This is a genomic window from Lacrimispora struthionigena (assembly GCF_048627165.1).
Lineage (GTDB): Bacteria > Bacillota > Clostridia > Lachnospirales > Lachnospiraceae > Lacrimispora.
The window spans coordinates 1,039,766-1,053,488 of the sequence record NZ_JBMBWP010000001.1; the positions used below are offsets into that span (position 1 = coordinate 1,039,766).

General features: G+C 43.0%; 11 protein-coding genes. All 11 read left to right on the forward strand.

Annotation, left to right across the window (positions count from 1 at the left end):
• The first annotated feature begins 20 nt into the window (after positions 1–20).
• The 11 genes from ACOAOT_RS04790 (at position 21) to ACOAOT_RS04840 (ending at position 13,717) form a co-directional block, all read left to right on the forward strand.
• Positions 21–1,829, forward strand: coding sequence for a cadherin-like beta sandwich domain-containing protein (locus ACOAOT_RS04790; RefSeq protein WP_420215932.1), 1,809 nt, complete (start codon positions 21–23; stop codon positions 1,827–1,829).
• Positions 1,830–2,120: 291 nt separating this feature from the next.
• The gene (locus tag ACOAOT_RS04795) at positions 2,121–2,501 is read left to right on the forward strand and encodes a GntR family transcriptional regulator (protein ID WP_104437099.1); all 381 of its coding nucleotides are present in this window, start codon (positions 2,121–2,123) and stop codon (positions 2,499–2,501) included.
• 28 nt (positions 2,502–2,529) lie between these two features.
• Positions 2,530–3,090: a UvrB/UvrC motif-containing protein gene (locus tag ACOAOT_RS04800; RefSeq protein ID WP_420215934.1), complete on the forward strand. Its 561-nt coding sequence runs from the start codon at positions 2,530–2,532 to the stop codon at positions 3,088–3,090.
• Complete coding sequence (locus tag ACOAOT_RS04805; RefSeq protein ID WP_420216655.1) at positions 3,083–4,117, forward strand: ATP--guanido phosphotransferase; 1,035 nt, start codon at positions 3,083–3,085, stop codon at positions 4,115–4,117. The genes ACOAOT_RS04800 and ACOAOT_RS04805 overlap by 8 nt, the downstream gene beginning before the upstream one ends.
• Before the next feature lie 16 nt (positions 4,118–4,133).
• Complete coding sequence (locus tag ACOAOT_RS04810) at positions 4,134–6,587, forward strand: ATP-dependent Clp protease ATP-binding subunit (protein WP_420215935.1); 2,454 nt, start codon at positions 4,134–4,136, stop codon at positions 6,585–6,587.
• A 96-nt stretch (positions 6,588–6,683) separates the two neighbouring features.
• Positions 6,684–7,097 carry an endosialidase gene (locus ACOAOT_RS04815; protein WP_170822959.1) on the forward strand — a complete coding sequence of 138 codons (414 nt, stop codon included), beginning with the start codon at positions 6,684–6,686 and terminating at the stop codon, positions 7,095–7,097.
• Between the two features lie 77 nt (positions 7,098–7,174).
• Complete coding sequence (radA, locus tag ACOAOT_RS04820; RefSeq protein WP_420215936.1) at positions 7,175–8,566, forward strand: DNA repair protein RadA; 1,392 nt, start codon at positions 7,175–7,177, stop codon at positions 8,564–8,566.
• Positions 8,567–8,765: 199 nt separating this feature from the next.
• Entirely contained in the window at positions 8,766–10,124 is a 1,359-nt protein-coding gene (locus tag ACOAOT_RS04825) for an ABC transporter substrate-binding protein (RefSeq protein ID WP_420215937.1), read from the forward strand.
• A gap of 96 nt (positions 10,125–10,220) precedes the next feature.
• Positions 10,221–11,075, forward strand: a complete 855-nt coding sequence (locus ACOAOT_RS04830; protein ID WP_420215938.1) for a carbohydrate ABC transporter permease — start codon at positions 10,221–10,223, stop codon at positions 11,073–11,075.
• A complete protein-coding gene (locus tag ACOAOT_RS04835) occupies positions 11,075–11,899 on the forward strand; it encodes a carbohydrate ABC transporter permease (protein WP_420215939.1) in 825 nt (274 codons plus the stop codon). The genes ACOAOT_RS04830 and ACOAOT_RS04835 overlap by 1 nt, the downstream gene beginning before the upstream one ends.
• An 81-nt stretch (positions 11,900–11,980) precedes the next feature.
• Positions 11,981–13,717 carry a sensor histidine kinase gene (locus ACOAOT_RS04840; RefSeq protein WP_420215940.1) on the forward strand — a complete coding sequence of 579 codons (1,737 nt, stop codon included), beginning with the start codon at positions 11,981–11,983 and terminating at the stop codon, positions 13,715–13,717.
• Positions 13,718–13,723: the final 6 nt, after the last annotated feature.

Here is a 13,723-nt window from a genome sequence, read left to right on the forward strand (position 1 = left end):
ATTAGGAAATAGGAGACTATATGAATAGGAAACTGAAAAGATTGATCACCAGCCTTATGCTGGTTTGTATGATGGCAGTCGCAAGTCCCTGGGGCTGCATGGTATCCTTGGCATCGGATGCAAAGATTTCATTTTCTGACCCTTCCGTCATGGTTGGGAATGATGTAACTGTGAATATGAAAGTCACCAGCGATACACCACTGGGGACCGCGGAGATCATGCTTTCTTATGATCCGGCAATTCTGGAATTTGTAAGTGGAACCAGTGCCAACGGCGGAGCCGGAGCCATTAAGATACTTGGAACCATGAATTCTGCTGATCAGAAAGCCTTTAATTTCACATTGAAATTTAAATCATTAAAGGCGGGTAACGCGAAAATAAGTGTTACATCCCAGGAAATTTATGATGTAAATTCCGCCGCCATATCATTATCAAAGCAGGGAAGCGCTACTGTAAAGGTTACATCTCCTGCAACAACCTCAAAGGATGCCACATTAAAATCCTTAAAGATTTCACCCGGAACCTTAACTCCTGCTTTTTCTGCAGCAGTGGACAGTTATACCGCAGAGGTTGATAAAGACACAGCAGACCTTGTAGTCAACGCAGTTGCTTCCAATGCAGGAGCCCATGTAACCCTTCAGGGTGAAAAGGGATTAAAGGCCGGAGAGAATCAGGTTGTTGTGAAAGTAACAGCAGAAGATGGCCAGACAATTAAGAATTATACAATTAAAGTCACCAAGCCGGAAGGGGGAGAAACCACTCCTGCAACCAATACAGGCGGGGAGACTGGTGAAGCTCAGTTTAGCTCCGCTTCCGTAACCATTCATGATGTTGTGTACAGCATTGCCTCGTCCTTTGACGAAGCCACACTGCCAGAGGGATTTGAAGCGAAAACCTATCAGTATAAAGGTACTGAGGTGATGGCTGGAAAAGGCCTTGAAAAAGACATCCTCTTATTGTATTTAAAAGATGAAGGCGGTAATGGCGGATTCTTTATCTATAATGAAGCAGCAGACAGCTGGTCTCAGTTTGTTGAGGTAAAAACCACTGAAAAAGCAGTTGTAATTATGCCTCTTGATACAGACACTACAGCTCCGGAAGGCTTTAAAGAACAGCAGATCGAAATTGATGGAATCAAGGTAACCGGCTGGGTTGCCGATTCGGAATCAAAGCCTGAATACTGTCTGTTCTATGGTATGAACTGGAATGGAGAAAAGAATTTCTACCGGTATGATCTTTCCGAGAAGACCGTTCAGAGATATTTTGCTTCCGGAGTTACCAATGATAAATATGTGGAACTTGCCAAAACCTACAGCGATTTACTTAAGGACTATCATTTGCAGTTCTATATATTAATCGCAATCAGCGTGCTGGCACTGGCATTACTGATCATTGTCATTTTCCTGATCAAAAGAGGCGGCGGATCGGATGTAAGGCCATATGATTCAGGAGAACCGTTCCGTGACACAAAGAAGAAGGACGAGCCCGTAAGCCGCAGGGAAAGCAGAGCACAGGCCGCTCCGCCTGCAAACGTAAAGCGTTACAGCCGGGAGGAATTCGACGAAAAAGAACGGACAGGAAGTCTTTATTCCGATTTTGAAGAAGACGATATGGACAGGCCTGATACATTCATCCCCAAGACCCCTGCTTATGAGGAAGAGGATGACTTTATGGAAGAGTCCAGCCTGGAAGAGATGGAGCAGAACTTAATGCCGAAAAAAAGGGTTCATCAGACCCAGCCAGAGGAACGCACAGGCGATACCAAAAGAAGCAGAGAAGTGAATAAAAATGACGATGATGACTTTGAGTTCATGGATCTTAATGACTAAATAATAAAATAAATGAAAATACCAACGAGAGCGCCATGTTTTACAGGTGCTTTCGTTTTATTTATCATAAAATTTTAGATATTTTTTTCTAGAAAAGGGAAAAAGCTAGGTTCCTGTCAAGTCTCTTCTATTGAAAAGCCTAAATTGGTTTGTTATAATTAATTTCTGAGATTAAAAGAAAATTTCCCATTTGAATACAGAGTTTTAGATACTGGCATATATTATATATTGAAAAATGCATTATCGTGTGCTATTATGTGTATAACAGATATAACGAAAGATGGTGAAAAGATGATATTGCAAATTGATTTTAACAGTGAGGAAGCCATTTACATTCAGCTTCGGAACCAGATAATCATAGGAATCGCCACGGAAAGTATAAGAGAAGGAGACCCCTTGCCTTCCGTTCGCCAGATGGCCGATAATATAGGCATTAATATGCATACGGTAAATAAGGCGTACTCTGTTTTAAAACAGGAGGGATTTGTGAAACTGGACCGCCGGAAAGGAGCGGTTGTTTCCCTTGATGTAGATAAAATACAGGTTCTTGATGAGATGCGCAGGGATTTAAGCGTTGTATTAGCAAGAGGCATCTGCAAAAATATTTCGTGTGATGAGGTTCACCAGCTGGTTGATGAGATTTTTCAGTCATTTATGAAAAGCCAGAGATAACAGTGATTCCCTGGATTGGAGGTTCTATATGTTGTGCGAGAAGTGTAAGATTCGCGAAGCAAATATTCAATATACGGAAGTGGTCAATGGTGTGAAGAAAGAACACCATTTTTGTGCCCAATGTGCAAAAGAGATGGATTTTGGTGTGTATGCAGCAATTTTTGACGGGGAGTTTCCTCTTGGCAAGCTGTTATCAGGTCTTCTTGGAATTGAAGATACCGAAAAAGGACCGGATAAACTGCAGCAGATTGCTTGCCCTAACTGCGGCACAAGCTACAGCGAGTTTGTAAAAGACAGCCGTTTTGGTTGTGCAGACTGTTACAGCGTCTTTGGCCCGCTAATGGAGGACAGCATCAAACAGCTGCAGGGCAGTCTGATGCATACAGGAAAAACACCGGCTTTCCAAAGGATGGATTATGAAAGCCACAACGAAGATTCAGAGGAAAACGGATCTGACAGCAGCAGTAACGAACTCAACGAACTGGATGCCAGGTTAAAAGAAGCGCTTCGGTTTGAGGATTACGAGACTGCAGCAGTTTGCAGAGACCGGATAAAAGAACTGAGGAAAGGGAATGAAGGCAATGCTTAAATGGTATGAACAGACTGACAACGGCAGATCTGGCGTAATAAGCAGCCGGATCCGCCTGGTCAGAAACTGGAAGGAATATAAATTCCCTTCCAAACTGGATGAAAAGGAGAGCAGCGAGATGATTCACCGCCTGGAATTCGGTTTAAAGGATTTGGGAGAGGAATTTTCAAGCCCCCTTACTTTTTCCATGCTGGGTGATTTAAACGAACTGGACCGGGTTGCACTGAAAGAAAGAAGGGCAATTAATTCTTCCATTGCTGACAAAAAGACCCCGGTAGGGATCCTGCTTTCAGAAAATGAAGCTACAGGGATTGTTTTTAACGGAGATGATCATATCCGGATTCAGGCTTTAAAGACAGGTCTTCATCTGGAAGAGCTGTGGGAACAGGCCAGCAGCATTGATGATTACCTGAATGAACGTTTTCCATATGCATTTGATGACCGGTATGGTTATCTGACAGCGTTTCCCACCAATGTGGGAACCGGGATGAGAGCATCGGTCGTGGTACATCTTCCCATGTTGTCCCAGGGACGGAAATTTTCCAGCCTCATTGGAGAGATGGGCCGTTTTGGAGCGGCTGTCCGAGGCGTTTACGGAGAAGGAGAAGATAATTTTGGAGCTCTGTATGAAGTATCCAACCAGAAAACACTGGGACAGACAGAACGGGAAATTATAGATACTGTTACAAAGGCCGCCATTCAGCTGACCAATCAGGAGATGCAGATTAGAAAGTTATCCCTGCAGCGGCGCAAAGTTGAACGAGAAGATGAGATCTATAAGTCTTATGGCGTGTTAAAATATGCCAGAAGACTTACTTCCAGAGATGCCATGATATTTTTGTCACAGATGATGGCAGGGCTGGAGGATGGTCTGATTCATACAAAAGAAGAGTTTAACGTTTATCGCCTGATGCTTGGCATCTGGCCGGCGGGTTTACAAAAGATTTCAGACCGTCCTCTGAATAAAGAGGAGCTTGATATGGCAAGGGCTGAATTCATCCGGAAGGAACTGCCGGAATTAAATTGACAGGAGGATTGCATTTATGATAGACAGATTTACGACAAAGGCCAGAACGGCCATTAATCTGGCAGAGCAGGCAGCAGGGCGGCTGGGACACAGCTATGTGGGAACAGAGCATCTGCTTCTTGGACTGTTAGAAGAAGGCAGCGGTGTTGCAGCCAGAGTACTCATTGAAAACGGCGTCAGAGAAGATAAGGTTCTTGGTCTGATCAGTCAGCTGATTGCACCGGACCAGGCAGTGAGAGTGAGGGAAGACGGTGGCTATACCCCAGGAGCCAGAAGAGTTTTGGAAAACAGCTACCGGGAAGCAGTCCGTTTTAAAGCCAATTTAATTGGAACAGAGCATCTACTTATTTCAATTATCCGGGACAATGACTGCGTTGCTTCCAGACTGCTTAATACCATCGGTGTCAGCGTTCAGAAGCTGTACATTGACGTATTAGCTGCCATGGGAGAAGATGCACCTGCCAACAAAGAAGAGCTTATGAAGTCTCCCAAAGGAAAGGGAAGTACTCCCACTCTGGACAGCTATAGCCGTGACTTAACAGAGCTTGCAGTAAAAGGAAAATTGGATCCTGTAATCGGAAGAGAATCCGAGATAACACGTCTCATTCAGATATTAAGCCGCAGAACCAAGAACAATCCATGTCTGATCGGAGAACCAGGAGTTGGAAAGACTGCAGTCGTGGAAGGACTTGCCCAGATGATTTCATCTGGCGAAGTTCCGGAGACAATTGCAGGTAAAAGGCTTCTTACTCTGGATTTATCCGGTATGGTGGCTGGTTCTAAATACCGCGGGGAATTTGAAGAAAGAATTAAAAAAGTAATTGCAGAAGTAATAGAAGACGGCGAAGTGCTTCTGTTTATCGATGAGATTCATACCATTATCGGAGCCGGAGGGGCGGAGGGAGCCATTGATGCTTCCAATATTTTAAAACCGTCTCTGGCAAGAGGAGAATTACAGTTAATCGGTGCGACTACCATTGAAGAATACCGCAAATATATTGAAAAGGATTCCGCTCTGGAACGGCGTTTTCAGCCAGTTAAGGTGGAAGAGCCTTCTGAAGAAGCGGCAGTAGGTATTTTAAGAGGCTTAAAAGGCAGATATGAGGATCATCATAAGGTTATGATTACAGACGACGCCATAAAAGCGGCCGTAAAATTATCATCCCGCTATATTAATGACCGTTTTCTTCCGGATAAAGCCATTGATGTAATTGATGAGGCCTCTTCGAAAGTCCGCCTCGCTACTTTTACAGAACCCTCTGAAATCAAGGAACTGGAGGCAGAGATCGAGCTTTTAGAGGATCAGAAGGAAGCTGCCATTAAGTCAGAAGCCTATGAAAAGGCTGGTGTAATTAAGAAAAAGCAGGAGAAAAAGCGGGAAAAGATCGATAAAATCCGTGATAAATGGCAGAAGGAAAAAATCTCTAATACCCCAACCGTTGATGAAGGGGAGATTGCAGATGTTGTATCAACCTGGACAAAGATTCCGGTAAAGAAACTGGAAGAGGGAGAAAGTGAGCGTCTGAGAAATTTAGAGTCCATTCTTCATGAACGGGTAATCGGTCAGGAAGAGGCTGTAACTGCAGTGGCAAAAGCCATAAGAAGAGGCAGAGTAGGGCTTAAAGATCCCAAACGCCCCATTGGGTCATTCCTGTTCCTGGGGCCAACCGGAGTGGGAAAAACAGAGCTTTCCAAAGCTCTTGCAGAAGCCATGTTTGGCATGGACAGCGCTCTGATCCGTGTTGATATGTCTGAATATATGGAGAAGCACAGCGTCTCCAAGATTATCGGCTCTCCGCCAGGATACGTAGGATATGACGAAGGCGGTCAGTTAAGTGAAAAGGTCAGAAGAAACCCCTACTCCGTAATTCTCTTTGATGAGATTGAGAAGGCTCACCCTGATGTATTTAATATTCTTCTTCAGGTTCTTGATGACGGTCATATCACGGATGCACAGGGAAGAAAGATTGACTTTAAAAATACCGTAATTATTATGACTTCCAATGCAGGAGCAGAAAATATCATTTCCCCCAAACGTCTGGGTTTTGGTGCTGCAGCCGATGAAAAGGCAGATTACAAGCTTATGAAGGACCGGGTTATGGAGGAAGTCAAGAAGCTGTTTAAACCGGAGTTTATTAACCGAATTGATGAAATTATTGTGTTCCATCCATTAAACAAGACTCATATGAAAGATATAGTAACGATTATGATGAAGGATATCATGAAACGTACTTCCGAACAGATGAGCATTACAATTGAAATTGATGAGACTGCGAAAGACTATCTGATTCAGAAAGGTTACGATGAAAAATACGGTGCAAGACCCTTACGGCGTACCATTCAAAGCAGCTTAGAGGATAAGCTTGCGGAAGAAATCCTTTCCGGAACGGTAAAAACAGGTGATACGGTTATGATCACGGCTGGTGAGGAAGGACTTAAATTTTCTGTGGGAGAGCTGATAAACAGCTAGCCATTTCTCAGTAATTCGTGTATAATAGCTACAAGCGAAAGGATCTTTTTCTTCGCCAACAGGGATAAGTAAAGAAAATACTAGGAGGGCAAACCAATGCCGGTAATTGAAGAATTAATCCGCACAGAACAGGACGGTACAATTAGCTTTGGTAATTACAAATTAGAAACAAAGTCAAAATTACAGGATTTTGAGCACGAGGGTGATTTATATAAAGTAAAGACATTTTATGAGATAACCAAGCTTGAACGTAACGGCATGTTTGTATACGAATCTGTACCAGGAACTGCAGTGGAGATGTTTGCAGTATCTGATGACGGCGTGGAATTTGAAGTAGAAGGCGATAAGGATGCCCAGCTGACAGTTCAGCTGGCAGAAGATACCGAATATGAAGTGTTTGTCAATGGTGCAGCAGCAGGCGGCATGAGAACCAACATGAGCGGGAAGCTGTCAGCCAGTGTGGAACTGAATGAAGGAACACCAGTGAAGGTAAAGATCAGAAGAAAGTAATGTAACTGAAATCCGGGTCCGGCTCTTTTTTCAAAAGAGATTCGGATCCGGATTTTTTGTCTGACCAGGAGGAACCTATGGCAAAAGGAAAAACAACAGCATTTTTTTGCAAGGAATGTGGTTTTGAATCAGCAAAATGGCTTGGCCAGTGTCCGGGCTGCCGGGAATGGAATACATTTGTGGAGGAACCCGTGGCTAAAGCGGAGGCTTCCGGAAAACGGGGGATTTCAAGCACTGGGGCTGGCGGAGTGACAGGGGTAAAAATAAAACCTGCCAGACTGTCTGAAATCCAGCTTGACGAACAGGACCGTATGAAGACGGGATACGAGGAGCTGGACCGGGTATTGGGCGGTGGGGTGGTAAGAGGGTCCCTGGTCTTAGTTGGAGGAGACCCGGGAATCGGAAAATCCACTCTTCTTTTGCAGGTATGCAGGAATCTGGCATTTGCAGAGAAGAAAGTTTTATACATATCAGGAGAAGAATCCTTAAAGCAGATTAAACTGCGGGCAAACCGCATCGGAGAAGTGAAGGGGGATCTGCTGTTTTTATGTGAGACGAATTTAGATCTCATAGAAGCTGCCATACAGGAGGAACAACCGGATGTAGTAATTATTGACTCCATTCAGACCATGTTTCGGGAAGAGATATCATCTGCTCCAGGCAGTGTAAGCCAGGTAAGGGAATCCACCAATCTGCTGATGCAGATCGCCAAGGGAAAAGGAATTGCCATATTTATTGTTGGACATGTAACAAAAGAAGGAGTTGTTGCAGGTCCAAGAGTGCTGGAACACATGGTAGATACCGTTCTTTATTTTGAAGGAGAGAGAAGTGCATCCTACCGTATTATACGGGGAGTTAAAAACCGGTTTGGCTCTACCAATGAAATCGGTGTGTTTGAAATGATAGAAAGCGGACTTGCGGAAGTAAAAAATCCCTCTGAATTCATGTTAAGCGGAAGACCGGAGGATGCTTCTGGAGCAGTGGTGGCCTGTTCCATGGAAGGAACCAGGCCAATTATGATTGAGGTACAGGCTCTGATTACTCCAACAGCTTTCGGTATGCCAAGACGAACAGCTGCAGGCACAGATTATAACCGGGTGAATCTTCTGATGGCAGTTTTGGAGAAGAGGGGACACTATGATCTGTCTCATTTTGATGCTTACGTCAATATCACCGGCGGACTCCGAATGAATGAACCTGCTCTGGATCTGGCAATTCTTATGGCGATTGTCTCCAGTATGAAGGACCGGGCCATTGATTCCAAAACCATCATATTTGGTGAAGTGGGATTATCCGGAGAAGTAAGAGCCGTTTCCATGGCACAGCAGAGGGTAAATGAAGCAAAGAAACTGGGATTTCATACCTGTATCCTGCCAAGGATTTCCCTGGATAAGATGGGAGCTGTTGATGGGATTAAGCTGATCGGCGTAGATAATGTAAGAGAAGCGATTGCTGGAATTTCAAATTAAGAAGAAAAAGGCGTTAAGGGCAGCGGTTTGTATCTGCATTGCAGTTACTAAAATCTGCCCTTTTTTGTCACATAATAACAGAAAATGACAAAAAATATAATAATACAGCCAAATATTCATATATAACCAGACGCTTTGGTCTGCTAAAATATAACTATCATGCAACATTAAAAATGATAGTCTACAAGGAGGATGTATTATGAGAAAAATGTATTTGAAGCGGGTTTCTGCTCTTTTACTCGCTGGTCTGATGGCTGCAACTGCCACCGGATGTTCAAAAGGCAGTAAGGATGAAACCACCGTGGCTGCCACAGAGGAGACCACAAAAGCGGAGGTAAAGGAATCAGAAAGCCAGAGCAAGCAGGCTGCGGGAGGGGATGCCGTAACACTGCGACTGGTACATTATATGGGAGAGCAGTCCAAACGAGATGCACTGGATGCCATGCTGGAAGCATTTAAAGCAGAATATCCAAGCATCAATGTTGAAGTAGAGGTAGTTGCCTCCTCTTCCTACGTTGCAACTTATAAAAACTACATAGCAGCAGGAGAAGCTCCTGACATCATGTTTGGAAAACCACAGACCATGAAAGAATTCGTAGATGGTGGATATTTCATGGACCTTTCCAATGAAGAGTGCATGAAAAATGTACTTCCTATGTTAAAAGATGAATGTACTGTAAACGGTGGCGTTTACGGCTTCCCTCTGGATGCACAGGTAAAGGCATGCTTCTATAATAAAAAGATGTTTAAAGAAGCGGGTGTTGAGGTTCCCAAGACCAGAGAAGAATTCTTTAAGGTTGCTGATACTTTTAAAGAAAAAGGAATTAACCCCTTTATTCATCCATACAATTTCATTCATGGAGTATTTCATGAGTTAGATTCCTTCTTTACTTCTATGGCTGTTGGTACCGATAATAAGACAGTCTGGAAAGATTCCCAGGAGGGAACCAAAGAATTATCTGATAATGCAGTTGTGAAAGACGCAATGGAGATGTTCTCCAAGTTTGCATCCTATAAAGATGCGGGAGATACCGCTGTTGACCAGACACAGGGAATTCAGAACTTCGCAGCAGGTCAGAGACCGATGTACATGAACGGTGGATGGCTCATGGGTGATGTAATGGCTGCAAGCCCTGACGGAGAATTTGGTATGTTCCCGACTCCATGGTCTGATAAACCAGAGGATAATAAACTCTGGGTTGGTATTGACGATGTATTCGTTGTATCTTCCCAGACAGAGCATAAGGAAGAAGTAATGGCGTTACTCAGCTTCTTCGCCAATGAGCAGTCTTCCAAGATCTGGATGGAAACAGCAAAGCTTATGACAAGCAACGTAAATGTGTCAACGGATGATTCCGATGCATTCATTAAGGAAATCAAATCTTATATCGATAACGATATGATAGTATCTAAGAGTCAGGTTCCGGATTATACATCTGAGTACAGCACCGCGTTCCGCACCAAACTTCAGGAATTTGTCACATTAGATGACAGTAAGCGTGATGTTACCAAGTTACTCCAGGACATTGATTATGAGATCGCATCCATTCGACAATAGTTTTTGAAGTGATGACATAAAATCAGAAAGTCAGGGTGGCAGTGTAGCGGGAGCTATATGACTCCCTGACTTTTCTATATCCAAGTTGGAGGCAGTATGAACCGAAAAATGAAAAAACAGCTTCAGGAGTTTACTTTTATTATGCCAGCCCTGGTTATGTTTGCAATCTTTGTAGCATATCCGTTCCTGCAGGGTTTTCCCATTTCTTTTACCAAATGGGATGGAATGAGTCCAAACAAGGCATATGTTGGACTTAAAAATTACATCAGAATTTTTCAGGATGGAAATGTAATGAATGCCGTTAAGAATACATTGCTGTTTACGGCGGTTACAATGGTTTTTTCCAATCTGCTCGGTCTGCTGTTTGCCCTGATGATATCAAAGAAATCAAAACTGAATAATGTTTTGAGAACCTGTATCTTTATGCCTTACTGCCTCAGTCTTGTGCTTTCCTCTTATATCTGGCGGTATGTGTATAGTGATGTGTTTTATGACAAATTTGGAATTGCCAGCCCTCTTGGAAGTACAACGTGGGTTATGATCGGTCTTGCAGTGATATCTGTATGGCGGGATGCAGGATACTGTATGGTGGTTTACATTGCAGCAATTCAGGGAGTATCGAAAGATTATTATGAGGCGGCAGAGTTAGAGGGAGCCACATCCTGGCAGAAATTCAAAGCAATCACGTTCCCTATGATTGCTCCGGCAGTCACTGCTAATTTTACTCTTTTACTTGCATGGGGAATGAAGGTATTTGATTATCCCATGGCAGCAACGGCAGGCGGCCCCGGGAGAGCGTCGGAAACGGTGGCAATGTTAATTTACAACAACTTGTTTACATACTTTAAAGCAGGCTACGGACAGGCGATTGCGGTGGTATTTACCATATCCATATTTGTAGTCAGCACGCTGGTTTCAAAAACCTTAAGAGCCAGGGAGGTGGAGATCTGATGAATAAAAAACAATTGAACTTTTTGTCTGTCATTGTAAAACTGGCAATGACACTGCTTGTGATCTGCCCATTTTATATTGCGTTGATCTATTCTGTAAAATCCAAGCAGGAGATGGTGACGGACCGTCTGGCATTTCCAAAAACCATCCACTGGGACAATTTTACCAGAGCCATTGAAACTTCTAATTTTGGCCTGGCACTGAAAAACAGTCTGGTTACAACTGTACTGGCAGTTATATTTATAACACTGATCTGTACCATGGCTTCTTATATCATTGCCAGAAAAAATAACCGTTTTTATAATCTGATCTATTATCTTTTTGTAGGCGCCATGATTATTCCGTTTCAGTCAATTATGACCCCGCTCTACATTGATATGACCAGATGGAAGCTGTTAAATACGCTTCACGGCTTTATTTTTGCAAAGATCGGTTTTCAGATTGCATTTACGGTGCTGCTGGTATCAGGTTTTGTAAAAAGTATTCCAAAGGAATTAGAGGAAGCTGCTTCTATTGACGGTGCAGGCATGTATTCAGTCTTCTTTCAGATTGTATTTCCTCTGATGAAACCCATAGTTTTAACATCTATCGTATTAAATGCACTGAATGTATGGAATGATTTTCAGATGTCTTTGACGTTACTTCAGCAGAAACAGGTACGCAACATCCCCCTGACCCAGTATTTCTTCTTTGGTGAGAACAGCATTGAACTGGGGCTGGCATTTGCTCTCTTTATTCTTTCAGTCATACCGATATTAGCGTTGTATCTAACGCTGCAAAAATATATTATCGGGGGCATTACCCAGGGTGCGGTAAAAGGTTAATCTGGGAAAAGCTGTCCATGATCCGGCGTTGACATTCTTTTGCCAAGTTGCTATAGTTGGAAAAGACGAGGGGGTTATATTATGGAATCTGCAGAAGAACGCATCCGGTTTAAGAAGACGCTTTACTTTAAAATGATTGCAGTGACGGCACTGCTGGGACTTACATTTCTGGCTGCTCTCATATGTATTTACAATGTGACATGCAAATGGTTTAAGACAGAACTGACCTACCAGTCCGACACATTAACGGAACAAATTTGCAGGAATGTTGACATCTCTTTGACAGAACTAATGGAGGGTACCATTCCTTTAACGGCAACCAATCAGCGTCTGACTCCCATGCTTCGGACGGTTACAGGACCGGATAAATCAGATGACCCGTTTTTAAAACCCAGATTAAGAAAACAGCTGGAAGAAATGCTTAGTACCAATTACGACATCAACTGGGTGTCTGTAATCGATCGTTCCGATACCGTTTATCTGGCATGCCGGGACAGCAGACCCAGGGAGGGAAGACCCAGCGAAGAATCTGTGCTGAAGCTGTATTATGATAACAAAGAGGATGTGTCTCATCGCCCGGGCAATACCATATGGACCAGGAGTGTCAATGATGATGGAATTGTCTTAATGCGTTATTTATTCGATGAGACTACCATGAGATTCAGCGGCTGTGTGATTGCAGAGCTTAAAAACACTGTTTTAAAAGAGATTTTCCAGGATATAGACAGCAGTAAAGTGGGAAATTTTGCACTCTATGATATAAACGGAAATCTTTTGTTTACCACCAATGAAAAAGATTATTTAAAAACAGGAGCAGATCATAGAGAAAAAAAGGAAAATTATTTATATGCCGAATATCAGGTCAGCCGTGGAAGAATCAAGATTGCCCATGAGGTAGATCTAAAGGCAAAGAACAGCCGGTTTTCCGATTTGCTTTATTTTGTATCCTTCATCGGACTCTTTATCTTTGTACTGATTATCATCTTTTTGTGGCTGATGTTTGGTAATATGGCAGGCAATCTCCGGATTCTGCTAAGCAACATTACACGCGTATCAAGAGGTGACTTTGAACTGGAACCCACATCGTTTTCAAAAGGCGATCAGATGGACCTTATCTCAGAACATATCAGTCAGATGGCAGGTAACATACAGTCTTTGATGGCTCAGATCAGCAGTGCAAAGGAGATTCAGCAGCAGAATGAATATAAGCTGCTGGAGTTTCAATATCATGAGCTGCAGGCTCAGATCAATCCTCATTTTTTATTTAATATACTTCAGTCCATTCATGGAATCGCTCAGATTAACGGAGATAAGCAGGTAAGCAGGCTGATCGGTCTGCTGGCGAGATTTTTCAGAAGAAACATAGAGCGAAGCAAGAATACCTGCACGCTAAACGCAGAGATGGAATACATAAAAAATTATACAGAGCTTTATAAAAATATTTATCCGGACAGGCTGGAAGTGGAGTGGGAGGTAGATGATTTACTTCTTGATATGATGGTGCCCAGTTGTATTTTACAGCCGATTGTAGAAAATTCACTTGTTCATGGGATGGAGCCCAAAATAGGACTTTGTACTATCCGTATTTCCATCTATAGTGAGGAAGAAAGACTTGTCATAAAAGTATGGGATAACGGGCTTGGCATTCCTCCGGAAAAGCTTGTAACACTGTTTGAGAACAATGAAGAAAAAAAACGGATTGGAATTAAGAATGTAAAGGATCGGATTCAGCTGATGTACGGACCTGATTACGGTTTATGGATCGAATCAGAGTATCTTCATTATACAGAAGTCAGACTGGAAATTCCTTTGGTATAGTAAGGG

Bases quoted from the DNA above. Each gene is read 5' to 3' on its own strand.
- ACOAOT_RS04790 (WP_420215932.1), top strand. From the start codon at position 21: ATGAATAGGAAACTGAAAAGATTGATCACCAGCCTTATGCTGGTTTGT.
- ACOAOT_RS04795 (WP_104437099.1), top strand. From the start codon at position 2,121: ATGATATTGCAAATTGATTTTAACAGTGAGGAAGCCATTTACATTCAG.
- ACOAOT_RS04800 (WP_420215934.1), top strand. From the start codon at position 2,530: ATGTTGTGCGAGAAGTGTAAGATTCGCGAAGCAAATATTCAATATACG.
- ACOAOT_RS04805 (WP_420216655.1), top strand. From the start codon at position 3,083: ATGCTTAAATGGTATGAACAGACTGACAACGGCAGATCTGGCGTAATA.
- ACOAOT_RS04810 (WP_420215935.1), top strand. From the start codon at position 4,134: ATGATAGACAGATTTACGACAAAGGCCAGAACGGCCATTAATCTGGCA.
- ACOAOT_RS04815 (WP_170822959.1), top strand. From the start codon at position 6,684: ATGCCGGTAATTGAAGAATTAATCCGCACAGAACAGGACGGTACAATT.
- radA (WP_420215936.1), top strand. From the start codon at position 7,175: ATGGCAAAAGGAAAAACAACAGCATTTTTTTGCAAGGAATGTGGTTTT.
- ACOAOT_RS04825 (WP_420215937.1), top strand. From the start codon at position 8,766: ATGAGAAAAATGTATTTGAAGCGGGTTTCTGCTCTTTTACTCGCTGGT.
- ACOAOT_RS04830 (WP_420215938.1), top strand. From the start codon at position 10,221: ATGAACCGAAAAATGAAAAAACAGCTTCAGGAGTTTACTTTTATTATG.
- ACOAOT_RS04835 (WP_420215939.1), top strand. From the start codon at position 11,075: ATGAATAAAAAACAATTGAACTTTTTGTCTGTCATTGTAAAACTGGCA.
- ACOAOT_RS04840 (WP_420215940.1), top strand. From the start codon at position 11,981: ATGGAATCTGCAGAAGAACGCATCCGGTTTAAGAAGACGCTTTACTTT.